The organism is Kribbella flavida DSM 17836, assembly GCF_000024345.1.
Lineage (GTDB): Bacteria > Actinomycetota > Actinomycetes > Propionibacteriales > Kribbellaceae > Kribbella > Kribbella flavida.
In genome coordinates, this window is the sequence record NC_013729.1 from 2301802 (window position 1) to 2319673 (window position 17872).

Here is a 17872-nt window from a genome sequence, read left to right on the forward strand (position 1 = left end):
CCCCGTCCACGCCGCCACACGGGATGAAGATGACTTTGCTTCTGCGCTGTTCGACCGGGCACTCTGTGCTCGTGGACGGACACCGTGGCTGACGTCAGGTCAGCAGCTGGTGAGGGTTCGGAGCGCTCGGATGAGCCGCAGGTTCCGGACCGGGCGCAGCCTGCCCAGGAGCCGGCCGCGGTGACGGGCGAGGCAGGTGCCAAGGGCAAGAGCTTCTGGCGTCGGCGGCGCCGGAAGTCGGAGGCTGCGGGCGACGGGCCTGCGGCGGAGGTGGCGACGGCCGGTGGCGCGACGGCTGCGGACGGGGCTGCTGGTGGTTCGGTCGGCTCCGGTGCGCCGGCTGCGGCTGCTGAGGAGTCGGTGAAGGCGTCCGAGGAGTCTGCGGCGGAGTCGTCGGTCGAGGAGTCCCTGAAGGGGCAGGCCGAGGCCGGGGTTGCGGTGAAGGATGCCGAGGGCGCCGATTCACCGGGTGGACCGCCGGCTGCTGAGGGCGGCGTACCGGAGGCGAGCGGCGACGTCGAGGCTGTGGACGAGGTGGACCCGGAGGTTCCCGAGGGCGCGGCTGAGGCGACGGCGAAGGACGGCCGCGCGGCTGATGCGGAGGCCGGGGATCCTGCGTCGGAGGCGACTGCTGGTGGTGCTTCGGACGCGGGTGGCGAGCGGCCGAGCGTCGGCGTCGTGTACGAGCCGGAGGAGTCGCCCGACGGGTTCCCGTTGGAGTACGGCGAGATCATCATCGGGCTGCCGAAGAACGCGGACGGTATGCCGGTGGAGGTACCGCAGTCGGAGCGGATGGTCGATCCGCAGGTCATCGCGTCGACTGATGTCGACGAGGTGACTGAGCTGGAGGCAGCCGCGGCGGCCGAGGCGGCGCGGATCAGTGCTGAGGCTGCGAAGGCGGAGCGGTCGGAGGACGTTGCCGGTACGCCGGTGGGCGGGGACGTCGCGGAGCCGACCGGTGCGAACGCTGATGCCGTAGGCGCGGATGATGCGGCAGAGGGCGAGACTGAGCCGGCAGCGGCGGCGGGCGAGAAGGTTGGTGCCGTCGAGAGCTCGAAGGCTGGGCGTGCCGGGAAGTCGACTCCTGGTGACGCGGATGAGGCGGGGACCGCCGGAGGCGATGCAACCGCCGAGGACGTCACACGTGTGGCAGCCGTCGACAGCGAGGCGTCCGCAAAGGGTGAAGCCGCCGAGGAAGTGCCGGCGAGTGGCAGCGCCACCTCTGCCGAGGACGCAGATGAGGACGACGCAGAGTCCTCCGAGGATGTCGAGGCTGCGGAGACCGACGCCGACGCGAGGTCCGCCGAGGACGTTGCAGCCGTCGGTAGCGCGGCGACCGAGGACATTACTGGCGCTGACGAGGTTGCCGCGGACGCCGAGAGCGCGGCGTCCGGCGTGGGCGCTGGGGCTGCCGAGGGCGTGGCGGCCGGCGCTGGCGTGGTGAGCGGCGCCGGAAGCAAGGGCAAGGCCGGCGACGGCGGCAAGGCCGGGGATGGTGCGGCGGCTGCGGACGGCGACGGCGGCAAGGCCGGCGATGGTGTGGCGGCTGCGGACGGCGACGACGGCGACGAGGTGGTGTTGTCGGCGGAGGAGGTCGCGGCCAAGGCGGCTGAGCAGCAGGCGGCGATGGCGTTGATCACGGCGCTGATGCGGCTGCGGGGTGCGTTGGCCGACAGCAAGCTGCCGCTGGACGTGGTCGGGGCCGACGAGGCGCGGCAGCAGCAGAAGTCGATGCTGGACCAGTTGGACGACTACATCCTGCCGCGGCTGGTGCAGCTCGAGGCGCCGGTGCTCGCGGTGGTCGGCGGTTCGACCGGTGCGGGCAAGTCGACGCTGGTGAACAGCCTGATCGGCCAGGTCGTCAGCGAACCGGGCGTGCTGCGCCCGACCACGCGGTCGCCGGTGCTGATCCACAACCCGGACGACGCCGAGTGGTTCGCGGGCGACCGGGTGCTGCCGGGCATGGCCCGCTCCAGCGGCGACCGCCCGGGTGGTACGGAGGACCCGGGACAGATCCGCTTGGTTGCCGCCGACACCATTCCGCGCGGCCTGGCGATCCTGGACGCGCCGGACATCGACTCCGTCGTCGAGGCGAACCGCGATCTCGCCACCCAGCTGCTGGCCGCGGCCGACCTGTGGTTGTTCGTGACCACCGCGGCCCGGTACGCCGACGCTGTGCCGTGGGAGTTCCTGCAGAGCGCGTCGGACCGCAGTACGGCGGTCGCGGTGGTGCTGGACCGGGCTCCGGCCGACACCATCGACGACATCACCGGGCACCTGGCGCAGATGCTGCTGGAGCGCGGGCTGGGCGACTCGCCGCTGTTCAGCATCAAGGAGACCGTGGTCGACGCCGACGGCATGCTGCCGGCCGAGACGGTTGCCTCGATCAAGGACTGGCTGGTCGACCTGGCGGCCGACGCGGAGGCGCGGTCGGCGGTGGTACGCCGTACGCTGCAGGGCGCCGTGACCGCGATGACCAAGAAGGCGCCCGCGTTCTCGAAGGCGGTGCGCGACCAGGCCGACACGTTGGTCGAGCTGCGCTCCACCGCCCAGACGGCGTACGACCGGGCGGTCAAGGACATCGAGCAGGCGACCGTCGACGGCACCATGCTGCGCGGCGAGGTGCTCGCCCGCTGGCAGGAGTTCGTCGGCACCGGCGAGCTGCTCAAGGGTCTGCAGACCAACGTCGGCCGGCTGCGCGACAAGGTCCGTACGGCGGTGGTCGGGAAGCCGCCGCCGACCCGGGACCTCACCGACGCGGTGGAGTCCGGGCTGGAGTCGCTGCTGCGCGAGCACGCCGAGGCGGCGGCCGAGCGGGCCGAGGAGTCCTGGCAGTCGACGGCCGCCGGACGCCAACTGCTCGCCGCGGGTGAGCGCGACCTCGGCCGGATGTCGAAGGAGTTCCCGGCCGCCGCGAGTCGCGCGGTCCGGGAGTGGCAGGGCTTCGTGCTCGACCTGGTGCGCAAGGAGGGCGCGGACAAGCGCTCGACCGCGCGCATCCTGGCGTACGGCGTCAACGGGATCGGCCTGGCGCTGATGGTCGTGGTGTTCGCCAGCACCGCGGGCATCCCGACCGGTGCCGAGGTCGGGGTCGGGGCGGGGACCGCCGTGGTGGGGCAGAAACTGCTGGAGGCGGTGTTCGGTGACCAGGCCGTGCGCACCCTGGCAGCGAAGGCCCGTGAGGACCTGAACGCTAGGGTTCATGCGTTGATGGATGCCGAATTCGCCCGCTACCTGGCTGTGCTCGACCAGCATCCGGTCGACCCGGAAGCACCCAGGCAACTGACCGAGGCCGCGCGCGCGGTGGAGGACTGCACGTGACGGGAATTGTGGATACGGTCAAGGGCCTGGTGAGGGGTTCTTCCGATGTCCTGACCAAGATCGAGGCGCTGGAGGAGGCGGCCGAGGCCGGCAAGGGCCGGCTGGACCAGGTCGTGCTCAGCGAGGCCTCGCAGATCGTCGACCGGGCCGGCCAGCGGCTGCGGATGTCCGGCGACCTGACCGTGGTCGCACTGGCCGGCGCGACCGGCTCGGGCAAGTCGTCGCTGTTCAACGCGATGACCGGGCTCGACCTGGCCGCGATCGGCACCCGGCGGCCGACCAGCTCGATGCCGCTGGCCTGTGTGTGGGGCGAGGAGCCCGCCGGGGAGGTGCTGAACTGGCTGGGCATTCCCCGGCGGCACCAGGTGCAGCACCGCAGCTCCCTGGAGGAGCAGCACTCGGAGGACCTGGACGGACTGGTCCTGCTCGACCTGCCCGACCACGACTCCACCGAGGTCGAGCACCGGCTGATCGTGGACCGGCTGGTGGAGCTGGTCGACGTGCTGGTGTGGGTGGTCGACCCGCAAAAGTACGCCGACGCGGCGCTGCACAACCGCTACATCAAGCCGTTCGCGTCGCACTCGTCGGTGATGGTGTTCGCGCTGAACCACGTCGACAAGCTGACCGACGAGCAGCGCAAGAGCTGCCTGTCCGACCTGGACCGGCTGCTGAAGTCCGACGGGCTGAAGTCGCCGACCGTGGTCGGTACGTCCGCGGTGAGCGGCGACGGCCTCGACGAGCTGCGCAACCTGCTGGTCAAGCGGGTCGCCAACAAGCGCGCCGCGCGGGAGCGGCTCGCGGCCGACGTGGACCGGGTCGCCGACCGGATGGCGAGCCAGTGCGGCAACGCGAAGACGCCGGAGATCTCCAAGTCGGACGTCACCGAACTGGTCGATGCCCTGGCCGAGGCGAGCGGCGTACCGGTGGTGGTGGACGCCGTACGGCGGTCGTACCTGCAGCGGGCGCGCGCGGCGACCGGGTGGCCGGTGACGAAGTGGCTCGGCCGGTTCCGGCCCGACCCGCTGCGGCGGCTGCACCTGGACCAGCTGCCCAAGCAGCAGGGCAAGGCGCTGCGGAAATCGGCGTCGACCGAGGTGTCGATCGCCCGGTCCTCCTTGCCGGCGGCGACTCCGGTGCAGCGGGCCCGGATGGACACCGCGGTCCGCAGCATCACGAACAAGGCGGCCGCGGGGTTGTCGCGGCCGTGGGCCGACTCGGTCCGGTCGGCGATCCGCCGCCGCGAGGAGACCCTCGGCGACGAGCTGGACCAGGCGGTCGCCCGGACCGATCTCGGCTCGAGCTCGACGCCGGGCTGGTGGGGCGTCGCGCGGTTCCTGCAGTGGGTGCTGTTCCTGGTGGCGCTGGGCGGGGCAGTCTGGCTCGGAGCGCTCGCAGTGTTCGGGTACCTGCAGCTGAACGATCCGCCGCTGCCGCGCTGGAACGGGATCCCGTACGCGACGCTCATGCTGATCGGCGGCGTGCTGCTCGGCGTCCTGGTCGCGGTGGCGTGCCGGGTGTTCGCCTCGAACGGCGCGAACCGCCGGGCCCGGCTGGTGTCGCGGGCGTTGCGCAGCGAGCTGGAGAAGGTTGCCGACAGCCACGTCATCGACCCGGCCAAGGCCGAGCTCGACGCGTACACGACCTGCCGCGACAAGCTGGCCGTCGCGCGCCGCTGAGCCCGTCGCCACCGCTGGTCCGGCGTACTGCGGGGCGACTGCACAGCAAAGCGGGACCTTGGACAGGCTGTGACCTGTTCACGGTCCCGCTTCGGTGTTCCAGGTGGTGCTGCGAGTGCTACTCCGGCGGGGTCTTGCCGGGGACGTACTGCGCCATCGCGATCTCGATGGTGGCCTTGAGGTCCTGCTCGCTGGTGGTGCCCGAGGCCCGGATGACGTCGATCCAGGCGTAGATCGACTGCTCGTTGTAGCGGACCACCTCGGGGGAGTTGGCCATCTCGGTCGGGTCGTCGTCGGTGGTCAGCTCGCCGGCCAGGTAGAGGCCCAGGCCCAGGATCGCGCCGTCCCAGCCAGGTCCGACGTACAGGGCGCCGGCGCCACCGGGGGCGGGCGGCCCCTCCATCGAGTGCTCGAGCTCGAACTCGGTCGTCTCGCCCGGTCCCGGCGTCAGCCGCACCTCGAGCAGACTGGTCGGGCCGCCGAACGTGACCTTGTAGCGCTTGGGCGGCTCGCACTCGATGATCTCTCCGCCGGCGTTGCCCTGGATCTGGAAGGTGCCGCCGACCTTGAGCTCGCCGGTGACCGGCGAGAACCAGCGAGCCATCCGCTCCGGGTCGGTGAGCGCGTCCCAGACGTCCTCGATCTCGGCCTGGTAGCTCCGGCGCATCAGCACCGAGGCCGTTTCGCCCGTGCGGGTGACTTCGCGCTGGACCGCGGTGATGTGTTCCAGGATGTCCATCTGTTCCCTGTCTGCCTTGGTGCCTGTGGTGGATGGTCGTGCCGAGTCCCACAATGCCGGTGCTGACTTATATAAGTCAAGGCTAAGGCTTGGTTGTCCCCAGGCGGTGAAGTCGTCCGCCGGAGTCGCGGTGGTCGCGGCATCTTCTCTGGTGACAGCACATCCGCGATCGAGAGGACTGGTGTGACATGAGTGGTGAGACCTATCTGACCCTGCAGGGGCGGGTCGGCGGCGACGTGCAGTTCAAGCAGGTGAACGGGGGACACGCGCTGGCGTCGTTCCGGATCGGCTCCACCGCCCGCACGCTCGACCGGGCCAAAGGGATCTGGATCGACCGGCCGACGACCTGGTTCACCGTCGAGTGCTGGCGCACGCTGGCACAGAACGTCGCCGACTCGGTCGGCCGGGGCGATCCCGTCGTCGTGCACGGCCGGCTCAAGACGACCGAGTGGACCGAGGACGGCGAGCCACGCTCCCGGACGGTGATCGAAGCTCTGTCTGTCGGCCACGACCTGACCCGCGGCACCACCAGCTTCAGCAAGACCCCGCCGTCGGCGGCCGGCAGCCCGCCCAGCTCCCCCGACGACGAGATGCGGGACCTGTCCCACCGAGCCGAGTCGTCCGGCGAGCAGAGTGCCGCGGACGACCCGCCCTTCGTCGCCCAGGAGGCCGCCTGACGGGTCCGGCGGCGACGGGCGGTTGGGTGTCGGTGGGGCGCAGCGCATAGGCTCTGGCTCATGGCGGAATTCATCTACACGCTTCGCAACGTCCGGAAGGCGCACGGCGACAAGGTCGTACTCGACAACGTCACCTTGAACTTCCTGACCGGCGCGAAGATCGGCGTGGTCGGGCCGAACGGCACCGGCAAGTCATCGCTGTTCAAGATCATGGCAGGGCTCGACCAGCCCTCGAACGGTGAGGCGCGGCTGGCGGAGGACGCCACGGTGGGGATCCTGCTGCAGGAGCCGCCGCTGACCGAGGGCAAGACGGTGCTGGAGAATGTCGAGGAAGGGGTCGGCGACACCAAGCAGAAGCTCGACCGCTTCAACGAGATCTCCGCCGAGCTGGCCGATCCGGACGCGGACTACGACACCCTGCTGGCCGAGATGGGTGACCTGCAGACCGAGCTCGACCACCGCAACGCATGGGACGTCGACGCCCAGCTGGAGCAAGCGATGGATGCGCTTCGCTGCCCGCCGGCCGACGCCATCGTCGACAACCTGTCCGGCGGTGAGCGCCGCCGGGTCGCGCTGTGCAAGCTGCTGCTGCAGCAGCCCGACCTGCTGCTGCTCGACGAGCCCACCAACCACCTGGACGCCGAGTCGGTGCTCTGGCTGGAGCAGCACCTGCAGAAGTACCCGGGCGCCGTCCTGGCGATCACTCACGACCGGTACTTCCTGGACAACGTCGCCGAGTGGATCCTGGAAATGGACCGCGGCAAGACCTACGGGTACGAGGGCAACTACTCGAAGTACCTGGAGACCAAGCAGGAGCGGCTGGTCGTCGAGGGACGCAAGGACGCCAAGCGGCAGAAGATCCTGGAGCGCGAGCTCGAGTGGGTCCGGTCGAACGCGAAGGGCCGGCAGTCGAAGAGCAAGGCCCGGCTCGCGCGCTACGAGGAACTCGCGGCCGAGGCCGAGCGGGCCAAGAAGCTCGACGTCGACGAGATCAACATCCCGCCGGGTCCGCGCCTGGGCAGCACGGTGCTCGAGGTCAGCAAGCTGGTCAAGGGCTTCGGCGACCGCAAGCTGATCGACGGGCTGAGCTTCTCGCTGCCCCGGGCCGGCATCATCGGCGTGGTCGGCCCGAACGGCGTCGGCAAGTCGACGCTGTTCCGGATGATCGTCGGCGAGGAGATCCCGGACCAGGGCACGCTGCGCCTGGGCGACACGGTCCGCATCTCGTACGTCGACCAGTCCCGCGGCGGGCTCGACCCGCAGAAGACGGTCTGGCAGCAGGTGTCCGACGAGCTCGACTACATCAAGGTCGCGAACTTCGAGATGCCGAGCCGCGCGTACGTGGCGTCGTTCGGGTTCAAGGGCCCGGACCAGCAGAAGCCGACCGGGGTGCTGTCCGGCGGTGAGCGCAACCGGCTGAACCTGGCCCTGACGCTGAAGATGGGCGGCAACCTGCTGCTGCTCGACGAGCCGACCAACGACCTGGACGTCGAGACGCTGCAGTCGCTCGAGGATGCGCTGCTGGACTTCCCGGGCTGCGCTGTGGTGATCTCCCACGACCGGTGGTTCCTGGACCGCGTGGCGACCCACATCCTGGCCTGGGAGGGCACGGACGAGGACCCGGCGAAGTGGTTCTGGTTCGAGGGCAACTTCGCGTCCTACGAGGCGAACAAGATCGAGCGGCTCGGCGCCGAGGCCGCGCGCCCGCACCGGGTCACCCACCGGAAGCTCACCCGCGACTGACTCTCTCCGCGCACTCGGGCCCGCTCCAGCGATCGCTGGAGCGGGCCTGTCGCTTTCTGCGGGGCGGATCCGGCAACGAATGCGGTGTGGAGCTGCCGATGCGACCGCCGGGCGGGCAGTCGCCTGGTGACGGGGCCCGACGCCCGGTCTCCGGCCAGGTCACGAGGTCGCGGGGGCGCGGGGTCGCGAGGGTGCCGGGGGTGTGGGGTTGCAGGGCTGCGGGGTCGTGGGGTCGCCGGGCCGCGAGGGTGCCGGGGGTGTGGGGTTGCAGGGCCGCGGGGTCGCCGGGCGCGGGGTTTACGCGGGTAGGAGTTCGGAGGATTGGCGGCGGTACTGGCCGGGGGCTACGCCGTACTCGCGTTTGAAGGCTTTGGCGAGGGCGAACTCGGTGGCGTAGCCGGTGCGGGTGGCGATGGTGCGCAGGGGGTCGTCGGAGTCGCGGAGGCGGCGGGCGGCCAGCGTCATGCGCCACCAGGTCAGGTAGGCGAGCGGGGACCGGCCGACTGCTCCGGCAAAGCGTTTGGCGAAGGTGGCGCGGGACAGGCCGGACAGGGCGGCGAGCTCGGAGACTGTCCAGGGGTGTTCTGGTCGGGCGTGGATGCCGTGCAGTGCTGCGGTCAGTGCCGGGTCGCCGAGTACGCTGGCCCAGCCCGCGGGGGATGCGCTGCCAGCTACGTCGGGGCGCGCGGATCGCGCGACCTGTTCGTCGAACCAGCCGCGCAGGACGAAGAGCAGCAACATGTCCACCAGGCCCGACAGGATCGCGGAGGTGCCTGCGCGTGGTTCGCTGAGTTCGGCGCCCAGCAGGTCGACCGCCGCACGCAGCGACGCGTGCTGCCCGAGCCGGAGGGGCAGGTGGACGACCTCCGGCAGTTCATCGAGCAGCGGGTGACTGCTGGCCCGATCGAAGTAGTACGCCGCACACAGCAGCCGGGTCGTCGTCCCCGTCCCGTCGAGCGTCATCTCCTCGACCACGGCGGCGTCGTCCGCGTCCACCTGGAAGTCGACCAGCGGGCTGCCCGGGCGATCGGCCAGCGCGTAGCCGGTGCCGTGCGGCACGAAAACCACGTCGCCCACGGCCAACTGGATCGGCTCACCCCGCGCAGGGATCAGCCAGCAGGAGCCCTCGAGCAGCACGTGACAGCCGGCGCTGTCGCTCGGCGGGAAGCGGATCCCCCAGGGCGCCTCCGCCTGGGTCCGCGCCGCATGCGGTCGTCCGGTCCGCAGAGCGGCCAGTACATCGCTGAGTACGTCCATCCCGTCAAGTCTAGGTGTCAGACGACTGGATATGGTTTGGAGCGCGATGGCCATGTCTCGTCGAAGTCCGCGCTCTTAGGGTCGAGGCAACACCATCCCTTGGAGGACCACATGTCGTTGTCTGTTGTTGTCGGTGCCGGCGGTACCGGCCGCGCCCTCGCTCGGCTGCTCGCGGAGGAGGGCGAGCGAGTCCGCCTCGTCACCCGCAGCGGCTCCGGCCCACGCCACCCCGGCATCGAACCAGTAGCCGCCGACGCCACCGATGCCGACCGGCTCGGCCGCCTGACCGAAGGTGCTCTCACGCTCTACAACTGTGCGATGCCGGCGTACGACCGGTGGCCGACCGACTGGCCACCGCTCGCCGGCGCAATGCTCGCGGCGGCCGAGCGGACCGGCGCCGACTACGTCATGCTCGGTAACACCTATGCGTACGGCCCGGTCAGTGGACCGATCACCGAGGACCTGCCTTCGGCGCCGACCACGGTGAAGGGGCGGGTGCGCGCACAGCTGTGGGCCGACGCCCTGGAAGCACATCAGGCCGGGCGCGTCCGGGTCACCGATGTCCGCGCCTGCGACTTCCTCGGTGTGGACACGCTGTCGGTCTACAACCTCGTCGTCCTGCCGCACCTGCTGGCCGGTACTCCGGCCGCGTACCCCGGTGACCTCGACGTCGAGCACAGCTGGACCTACATCGACGATGCGGCCCGCACGATGATCGCCGCAGCCCGGCACGACGCGGCCTGGGGCAATGTCTGGCATGTGCCGTCGACGTCGACGCTGCCGGTTCGCGCTCTCACCGCGCGACTGGCTGCGCTGGCGGGAGCTCCGGGGCCGCAGCTGACCGCGATGCCGCTGGAGGAGTTGGTCCGGGTCGGCGAGCGGGACTCGATCATGGCGGAACTGGTCGAGATGCAGTATCTCGACCGCGAACCGCACGTGCTCGACTCTGCCCACACCGAGGCCGTTCTCGGAGTCACCGCGACGCCGCTCGACGAAGTGCTGAAGGAGACGATCGACGCGCTGCCGGCCTGACCGGTCAGGGTCAGCGTTGCCCGATGTGCTCGGAGACGGCGTCGAAAACCCGGCCGACGGCGGCAAAGTCCTCAGGGCTGACGAGGTCGACCAGGTTCTCCCGCACGCCTTCGACGTGGAAGGGGGCCGCTTGCTCGAGCAGGGCGAAGCCGGCGTCGGTCAGCTCGGCCCACACGCCGCGCTTGTCGCTCGTGCAGGACGTACGCCGGACCAGGTCGGCTGCCTCCAGGCGGCCGACGGTGTGGGTGAGCCGGGAGCGGCTCTGGTGCAGCCGGTCGGCGAGCTCCGCCATCCGCAGCCGGCGGTCGGGCGCCTCGGACAGCCGGACCAGGATCTCGTAGTCGTTGATCCCCAGGCCGAACTGACGCAGGTCGTCGTCGAGCTTGGCCATCAGGCGCGCAGTGCCCAGCAGGTACGCGCGCCACGCCACCTGCTGCTCGGAGTCCAGCCACCGGGTGCCAGTCGTCATCGTCACCGGACCAGTGTAGCGGGAATGTAGTTGACATTTAAACCGTTCACTACTAGCGTCAGGGTCATCAGTTGAAACTTGAACTACCGGTTCGAGCCGGACGGCGTGACCTCCTCCCGTACTTCCCGAAAGGACCCCCCGATGAGCGACACCGCTACCACGACCGCGACCAGCACCATCCCCGGCCTGGTGGCCGGCACCTACGCGCTGGACACGGCCCACACCGAGATCGGCTTCACCGTTCGGCACCTGATGACCAAGGTCCGCGGCACCTTCAAGGAGTTCGCCGGCGAGATCGTCGTCAAGGACTCCCTCGAGGAGTCGACCGCGGCCGTCACGGTCGAGCTCTCCTCGGTCGACACCCGCAGCGAGCAGCGTGACGGCCACCTGCGCTCCGGTGACTTCTTCGACGTGGAGAAGAGCCCGAAGATGACCTTCGCCAGCACCGCGCTGCGCCCGAACGGCGACGACTACACGCTGGTCGGCGAGCTGACCATCAAGGACGTGACCCGGCCGATCGAGTTCGCCGTCGACTTCCTCGGCGTCGACCAGAACGCCTACGGCCAGACGATCATCGGCTTCGAGGCGACCGCGTCGATCAGCCGCAAGGACTGGGGCATCGACTTCAACGTCCCGCTGGAGGGTGGCAAGCTGCTCGTCGGCGACAAGGTGGACATCCACCTGGACGTCCAGGCGGCGCTGCAGGCCTGACCCGTCCTCCGAAAGGCCCCGGCCCCTCGTGCGAGGGAACCGGGGCCTTCGGTGTTTCCGGGCTCGGTCAGGCCTGGACCATGCGCAGCGCCAGGTCGCCGTACAGGGTGCCGAGATCCTCGGGTTTGGCGCGGTGCGGGGTGTACCAGCGGGCGACGTCGATCGACAGGGACAGAACGGCGAGCGTGGTGCCCGGCAGGTCCTCGACGGCGAACGAGCCGTCGTCGACGCCGTCGGCGAGCACCTGCTCGAGCTGCGCGGAGATCGCGCGGCGGATGGCCGCCACCTCGGCGAGGTGCTCGGGAGTGAGGGCGGCGAGCTCGTACTGCACCACCCGCGCGATCGTGTGGTGCTCGGCGTGCCAGGCCGTGAACGCCGACACCATCGCCCGCAACCGCTCCGCCGGAGACCGGTCGGCGGTCACGGATGCGCTGGAAGAACTCTCCGGCGCGGCATCGCCTGGGATGTCGTCCGGGGCTGGGTCGCCGGCGTCGCGGAGTACTTCCAAGGCGGCTCGGTGGCCGTACAGGCTGATCTCGAAGAGCAGCCGTTCCTTCGACGGGTAGTGCACGTAGAGCGCGGCGGGGGACATGCCGGCCCGGGAGGCGATGTCGCGGGTGGTGGTGGCCTGGAAGCCGCGCTCGGCGAAGGCGTCGATGGCGCCGGTCAGCAGCCGGCGGGCGGCGGCCGGCTGGACGTGCTCCCAGACGAGGGGACTGGTGACTGCGGACACGTTGACACTCTGCCGTGGATTCGCGAAGCTAAGCAAGCGCTTAGCCCTGCGTCTCACGCCTTGCAACGTCGTCAATCTCGGGAGGCCCAGCGATGGACCGCATCATCTTCGGCGAGGACCACCACGCCTTCCGGGCCAGTGCGAAGCAGTACTGCGACCGCTCGCTGGTTCCGCGGATGGAGCAGTTCCTCGAGCAGAGGACGATCGACCGGGCCGCCTGGCTGGAAGCCGGCAAGCAGGGTTTTCTGGGGCTCGACGTGCCCGAGCAGTACGGCGGGTCCAGCGTCGGCGACTACCGGTTCAACGCGGTGTTCGCCGAGGAGCTGTCGAAGATCTCCGCCTCGCTGTCGAGCTGCTTCGGCATCCACTACGACTGCGCCGCGCCGTACCTGGTCGATCTCGGGACCGAGGAGCAGAAGCAGCGCTGGCTGCCGAAGTTCTGCTCCGGCGAGCTGATCGCCGCGATCGGCATGACCGAGCCGTCGGGCGGGTCCGACCTGGCCGGGCTGAGGACCAGCGCGAAGAAGGTCGACGGCGGCTGGGTGCTGAACGGCTCGAAGACCTTCATCACCAACGGCGACATGGCCGACCTGACCATCACCGCCGTGCGGACCGATCCGAGCAAGGGCGCCAAGGGCATCACGCTGTTCGCCGTCGAGCAGGGCATGCACGGGTTCGCCCGCGGCCGCAAGCTGGACAAGGTCGGCCAGACCGAGTCCGGCACGTCGGAGCTGTTCTTCGAGGACGTCTTCGTGCCGGAGGAGAACGTGCTCGGCGAGGTGGACCGCGGCTTCATCCACATGATGGAGCGGCTGGCCCAGGAGCGCGTCGGCGCCGCGGTGTCGAACATCGCGCACGCCACCCAGATCCTCGCCGAGACGATCGAGTACGTGAAGCAGCGCAAGGCGTTCGGCCAGCCGGTCGGCTCGTTCCAGTACAACAAGTTCCTGATCGCCGAGCTGGTCACCAAGGCCGAGGTGACCCAGGCGTACGTCGACAACGCGATCGTCGCGCACGACGAGGACCGGCTGACCGCCGTCGACGCGGCCAAGGCCAAGTGGTGGAGCGCCCAGGTGCAGAACGAGATCCTGGACGCCTGCGTCCAGCTGCACGGCGGCTACGGCTACATGAACGAGTACCGGGTGGCCCGCGCCTGGCGCGACGCCCGGGTGACCAAGATCTGGGCCGGCTCGAACGAGATCATGAAGGAACTCATCGGCCGCGACCTCGGCCTGTAGGAAGGACCCCTCATGCCCGAAGCAGTCATCGTCTCCACCGCGCGGTCGCCGATCGGCCGGGCCCACAAGGGGTCGCTGAAGGACCTCCGGCCGGACGACCTGGCCGTGCAGGTGATCAAGGCCGCGGTCGACCAGGCCGGCCTGACCGGCGACCAGATCGAGGACCTGATGCTGGGCTGCGCCGAGCCGCACGACGAGCACGGCGGCAACATGGCCCGCCGGGTCGCGATCCAGCTCGGCTGGGACAACACCCCGGCCACCACGATCAACCGGTTCTGCGCCTCGTCCACCCAGACCGCCCGGATGGCGTACCACGCGATCAAGTCCGGTGAGGGCGACGTCTTCGTCAGCGCCGGCGTCGAGTGCGTCTCGCGGTACAAGAACTTCGGCTCGGCCGGCGTCGGTGACCCGAGCTCGTTCAACCCGGTGTTCGCCGACGCGGTGCAGCGGACCGAGAAGTACGCCGAGACCAACGACACCTGGCACGACCCGCGCGAGGACGGGCTGATCCCCGACATCTACATCTCGATGGGGCAGACCGCCGAGAACGTCGCCACCCTGCGCGGCATCAGCCGGGCCGACCAGGACGCGTTCGGCGTGCGCTCGCAGAACCTGGCCGAGCAGTCGATCACCAACGGCTTCTTCGAGCGCGAGATCACGCCGGTGACGCTGCCGGACGGCACGGTGGTCAGCAAGGACGACGGGCCGCGGGCCGGGACGACGCTGGAGAAGGTCAGTCAGCTGCAGCCGGTGTTCCGCCCCGACGGCACGGTCACGGCCGGCAACTGCTGCCCGCTGAACGACGGTGCCGCGGCCGTGGTGATCATGAGCGACACCAAGGCGCGGGAGCTCGGCCTCACCCCGCTGGCGCGGATCGTCTCCACCGGGGTGAGCGGGTTGTCCCCGGAGATCATGGGTCTCGGCCCGGTCGAGGCGTCGAAGCAGGCGCTGGCGCGGGCCGGGATGAGCATCGGCGACATCGACCTGGTCGAGATCAACGAGGCGTTCGCGGTGCAGGTGATCGGCTCGGCCCGCGAGCTGGGCATCGACGAGGACCGGCTGAACGTGCACGGCGGCGCGATCGCGCTCGGCCACCCGTTCGGCTCGACCGGTGCGCGGATCATGACGACGCTGGTGAACGGGCTGCAGTTCGAGGACAAGCAGTTCGGCCTGGAGACGATGTGCGTCGGCGGCGGTCAGGGCATGGCCGTCATCCTGGAGCGCCTGAGCTGATGGACATGGGCCGGCTGAATTTGCTCCCGGCGGGTTCGTGGTGATGGCGATGAAGGGCCGGACGGCGATCGTCACCGGGGCGTCCCGCGGAATCGGGCTGGCGGTCGCCCAGCGGCTGGTCGCCGACGGCGCGCGGGTGGTGATCACCGGGCGGACGCAGGAGACCCTGGACCAGGCGGTCGAGGCGCTCGGCGGCGAGCAGAACGCGCTGGCCGTCGCGGGCAAGGCGGCCGACCCGGAGCACCGGGCACAGGTGGTCGAGGCCGCGCTCACGACGTACGGGTCGATCGATCTGCTGGTGAACAACACCGGCATCAACCCGATCTACGGGTCGCTGCTGGACGTCGACAGCGCGGTGGCGGCCAAGATGGTCGACACCAACGTGCTGGCGACGATCGCCTGGGTGAAGGCCTGCCGCGACGCCTGGATGGGCGAGCACGGGGGCGCCGTGGTCAACCTGTCCTCGGTCGCCGGCCTGGCGCCGTCGCCCGGCATCGGCTGGTACGGCGCGACCAAGGCGATGCTGTCGCGGGTCACGATGGAGCTCGCGGTCGAGCTGGCGCCGGCGATCCGGATCAACGCGGTCGCGCCGGCGGTGGTGAAGACGAAGTTCGCCGGCGCGCTGTACGAGGGCCGCGAGCACGACGTCGCCGCGAGCTACCCGCTGCAGCGGCTCGGCCGGCCCGAGGACGTCGGATCGCTGGTCTGGTTCCTGCTGTCCGACGAGGCGTCCTGGATCACCGGCCAGACCGTCACCATCGACGGCGGCCTGACCCTGAACGGCGGCATCGTCCAGTAGGACCGGCCACAGCCCGGGTCAGCTCTGCGGCTGGCGCCGGATGGCGGTGAAGGTTTGGCGGAGCGTGATGGTGCCGTCGGCCGACTCGTCCTCGTTGCGCCAGTGGAAGCCGGTGGGGGTGATGCCGGTGAACATCCAGCGGGTCCGGTGGGCGGTGGGCTCGCGGGCCTCCAGGGTGATCCAGTCCTCGCCGGAGCGGCCGATGAACGTCATCACGAACGCGTGCTTCGGGCCCATCCAGGTCGAGCGGAAGCCGCCGAGCTCCGGGTCGTAGAGCCGGATCGACAGCCCCCACTCGCCGTCCCCGTCGACCGGCCGGCGGGCCCGACTCGGGGTGATCCAGATGTCGGCCACCGCCCGGCCGTCGAGTGCCCAGCCGAAGTGCCACTCGCCCTCGGTCTGCCGGACCACCGCGCCGGCTTCGTCGTACCAGCGCACGTCCAGGTCCCAGCTCCCGATCAGCGGAGCGAAGACCTGGAACGGCTCGGCGAACTCGGGCCTCGGCCCGTCGGCGACGAACAGGTCGGCCAGCATCGTCCGCGGATCAGCTGTCATGGGCGTGAGCATACTTCACCCCTGACAGTTGCGCGCGTGATTTCAGACCCGGCGGCCCATCCAGCCGGCCAGCCGGACGTACGGCGTGGCGTCGGCCGGCACCGGGACGACCGCGCCGAAGGGGATCGGCCCGCCGCGGGGATCGGCGGGGATGAACTGCTGCACCGTCGGCAGCACCGCTTCGGCCAGGGCCGGGTCGAGCAGGTCCTCGCGAGAGATCGCGGTCGCCAGGTCCCAGCTGTGCGTGGTGAGCTCCCCGGAGTACGCCGCGACGGCTCCGGCGCCGGGCACGGTTCCCCAGGGCAGGCGGCAGACGCGTGTGAGCAGGGTGTCGTCGGCGAGCGTGGCATCCGCCGCGGCCCGGTAGGTCTTCCAGTCCGCCGACCAGTCGTCGGTGCCGGTGGTGATCACCGGGATGTCGAGCGCATTGCCGCCCTGCAAGGCGTGGTCGATCCGGCGTACGACGCTGAGCAGGTGGCCGAGCAGGTCGCGGACGGCGTACTCGTCGCACGGGGTCGGCAGGTCGAGCTGCTCGGGCCGGACGGCGTCGATGATCCGGCCGACCTGGTCGAGGGCGAGTCCGAGGGTGGGACGGGGGTCCGTCATGGGGTGGCTCCTTCAGTTGATGAGGGGCCCAGCCTTGCGCGGTATATAAGACATCCAGTGTCATAGTTCGGTGAGAGCCGACAGATTGCTGCAGATCATCCTGCTGCTGCAGCGGCATCCGCGGTTGAGTGCGCGGGAGCTGGCCGAGCGGCTCGAGGTGTCGACGCGCACGGTCATGCGCGACATGGAGGCGCTGTCGGCGGCCGGTGTGCCGGTCTACACCGAGCGCGGGCGCAACGGCGGGTGCGTGCTGCTGCCGGGATACCGGGCGGACGTGAGCGGGCTGACGCCGCGGGAGGCGCAGGCGTTGTTCGCCTGGTCGGGCCGGGCGTCGTTGTCCGAGGAGCTCGGGCTGCGGGACGCGTTGCAGTCGGCGATGGGGAAGTTGTCGGCGTCGCTGCCGGTGCAGTTGCAGGACGATGCCGACGCGTTGTCGGGAGCGATCCTGGTGGATCGGCGGCGGTGGTTCGCGGCGGCGGAGGAGATCGAGGCGTTGCCAGTCCTGCGACGGGCGGTGGTGAGCCGTCGGCGGGTCCGGTTGCGCTACGCGTCGGCCTCGGCCGGGCGGGCGCAGCGTCGTACGGTCGATCCGTGGGGACTGGTGGAGCAGGCGGGGCGGTGGTACCTGGTTGCGGCGCATCGTGGGGTGGCCCGGATGTACCGGGTGTCGCGGGTCGAGGCGGCGGAGGTGCTCGAGCAGGCGGCTGAGCGGCCGGCCGACCTGGATCTGCAGGCGGAGTGGGAGCGGCTGCGCTCGGGGCTGGAGGCGATGAAGCCGCCGGGGGTCGACGTGGTGGTGCGGGTGCGGCCGGAGCTGGTGGCGGTGGTGCGGCGGATCGCCTCGCCGATGCTGGAGCGAGGGGAGGGGGTCCGGGATGTGGCGGCCGGCGGGCGGCAGGCCGGGCGGGAGGGGTGGCCGCAGCTGGGAATGAGGTTCCGGGTGCGGCAGGCGGCTTGTGCGGTGCTGCTGGGGTTCGGGGCGGATGTGGAGGTGCTGGAGCCGGTGGACTTGCGGGGGGAGCTGCTTGGGTTGGCGAGGGCTGCGGTGGGGACGTATGGCGCGGGTGGCTGAGTGCGCTGGTG

At 70.5% G+C, this 17872-nt stretch carries 16 protein-coding genes; 10 read left to right on the top strand and 6 right to left on the bottom strand.

Features of this window, described 5'->3' with window-relative positions; genetic code table 11:
* The first annotated feature begins 180 nt into the window (after window positions 1-180).
* Complete coding sequence (locus tag KFLA_RS35490) at window positions 181-3321, top strand: dynamin family protein (protein ID WP_012919841.1); 3141 nt, start codon at window positions 181-183, stop codon at window positions 3319-3321.
* A 29-nt stretch (window positions 3322-3350) separates the two neighbouring features.
* Window positions 3351-4997: a GTPase gene (locus tag KFLA_RS10900; RefSeq protein WP_237706770.1), complete on the top strand. Its 1647-nt coding sequence runs from the start codon at window positions 3351-3353 to the stop codon at window positions 4995-4997.
* 118 nt (window positions 4998-5115) lie between these two features.
* On the opposite strand, the gene KFLA_RS10905 is transcribed toward KFLA_RS10900, so the two are convergent.
* The gene (locus tag KFLA_RS10905; protein ID WP_012919843.1) at window positions 5116-5736 is read right to left on the bottom strand and encodes an SRPBCC family protein; all 621 of its coding nucleotides are present in this window, start codon (window positions 5734-5736) and stop codon (window positions 5116-5118) included.
* Between the two features lie 188 nt (window positions 5737-5924).
* Between KFLA_RS10905 and KFLA_RS10910 the strand changes: the two genes are divergently transcribed.
* Both KFLA_RS10910 and ettA read left to right on the top strand, forming a co-directional pair.
* A complete protein-coding gene (locus KFLA_RS10910; protein ID WP_012919844.1) occupies window positions 5925-6413 on the top strand; it encodes a single-stranded DNA-binding protein in 489 nt (162 codons plus the stop codon).
* Window positions 6414-6473: 60 nt separating this feature from the next.
* Window positions 6474-8156 (top strand): energy-dependent translational throttle protein EttA, encoded by a 1683-nt coding sequence (gene ettA / locus KFLA_RS10915; protein WP_012919845.1) that lies wholly within the window; start codon window positions 6474-6476, stop codon window positions 8154-8156.
* A gap of 297 nt (window positions 8157-8453) precedes the next feature.
* Here ettA and KFLA_RS10920 read toward each other — a convergent pair whose 3' ends face one another.
* On the bottom strand, window positions 8454-9413 hold the full coding sequence (locus KFLA_RS10920; RefSeq protein ID WP_012919846.1) for an AraC family transcriptional regulator: 960 nt from the start codon (window positions 9411-9413) through the stop codon (window positions 8454-8456).
* A gap of 111 nt (window positions 9414-9524) precedes the next feature.
* Between KFLA_RS10920 and KFLA_RS10925 the strand changes: the two genes are divergently transcribed.
* Entirely contained in the window at window positions 9525-10445 is a 921-nt protein-coding gene (locus KFLA_RS10925) for an NAD-dependent epimerase/dehydratase family protein (protein ID WP_012919847.1), read from the top strand.
* Between the two features lie 10 nt (window positions 10446-10455).
* On the opposite strand, the gene KFLA_RS10930 is transcribed toward KFLA_RS10925, so the two are convergent.
* On the bottom strand, window positions 10456-10914 hold the full coding sequence (locus KFLA_RS10930; RefSeq protein WP_012919848.1) for a MarR family winged helix-turn-helix transcriptional regulator: 459 nt from the start codon (window positions 10912-10914) through the stop codon (window positions 10456-10458).
* 141 nt (window positions 10915-11055) lie between these two features.
* Here KFLA_RS10930 and KFLA_RS10935 point away from each other — a divergent pair, with 141 nt between their 5' ends.
* Complete coding sequence (locus KFLA_RS10935; RefSeq protein WP_012919849.1) at window positions 11056-11625, top strand: YceI family protein; 570 nt, start codon at window positions 11056-11058, stop codon at window positions 11623-11625.
* Window positions 11626-11692: 67 nt separating this feature from the next.
* Here KFLA_RS10935 and KFLA_RS10940 read toward each other — a convergent pair whose 3' ends face one another.
* Window positions 11693-12358, bottom strand: coding sequence for a TetR/AcrR family transcriptional regulator (locus KFLA_RS10940; RefSeq protein ID WP_012919850.1), 666 nt, complete (start codon window positions 12356-12358; stop codon window positions 11693-11695).
* A gap of 92 nt (window positions 12359-12450) precedes the next feature.
* Between KFLA_RS10940 and KFLA_RS10945 the strand changes: the two genes are divergently transcribed.
* From KFLA_RS10945 to KFLA_RS10955, 3 genes are read left to right on the top strand one after another with little or no spacing between them, the layout of a single operon-like run.
* A complete protein-coding gene (locus tag KFLA_RS10945; protein ID WP_012919851.1) occupies window positions 12451-13596 on the top strand; it encodes an acyl-CoA dehydrogenase family protein in 1146 nt (381 codons plus the stop codon).
* A 12-nt stretch (window positions 13597-13608) separates the two neighbouring features.
* Complete coding sequence (locus KFLA_RS10950) at window positions 13609-14829, top strand: acetyl-CoA C-acetyltransferase (protein ID WP_012919852.1); 1221 nt, start codon at window positions 13609-13611, stop codon at window positions 14827-14829.
* Between the two features lie 49 nt (window positions 14830-14878).
* Window positions 14879-15628 (top strand): SDR family oxidoreductase, encoded by a 750-nt coding sequence (locus KFLA_RS10955; RefSeq protein WP_237706771.1) that lies wholly within the window; start codon window positions 14879-14881, stop codon window positions 15626-15628.
* A gap of 18 nt (window positions 15629-15646) precedes the next feature.
* Here the strand turns inward: KFLA_RS10955 and KFLA_RS10960 are convergent, their stop codons facing one another.
* Together KFLA_RS10960 and KFLA_RS10965 are read right to left on the bottom strand one after the other, a co-directional pair.
* Window positions 15647-16183 (bottom strand): hypothetical protein, encoded by a 537-nt coding sequence (locus tag KFLA_RS10960; RefSeq protein ID WP_041289268.1) that lies wholly within the window; start codon window positions 16181-16183, stop codon window positions 15647-15649.
* A gap of 42 nt (window positions 16184-16225) precedes the next feature.
* A complete protein-coding gene (locus KFLA_RS10965) occupies window positions 16226-16789 on the bottom strand; it encodes a TIGR03086 family metal-binding protein (protein ID WP_012919855.1) in 564 nt (187 codons plus the stop codon).
* 70 nt (window positions 16790-16859) lie between these two features.
* Here KFLA_RS10965 and KFLA_RS10970 point away from each other — a divergent pair, with 70 nt between their 5' ends.
* Window positions 16860-17861 carry a helix-turn-helix transcriptional regulator gene (locus tag KFLA_RS10970; protein WP_012919856.1) on the top strand — a complete coding sequence of 334 codons (1002 nt, stop codon included), beginning with the start codon at window positions 16860-16862 and terminating at the stop codon, window positions 17859-17861.
* Window positions 17862-17872: the final 11 nt, after the last annotated feature.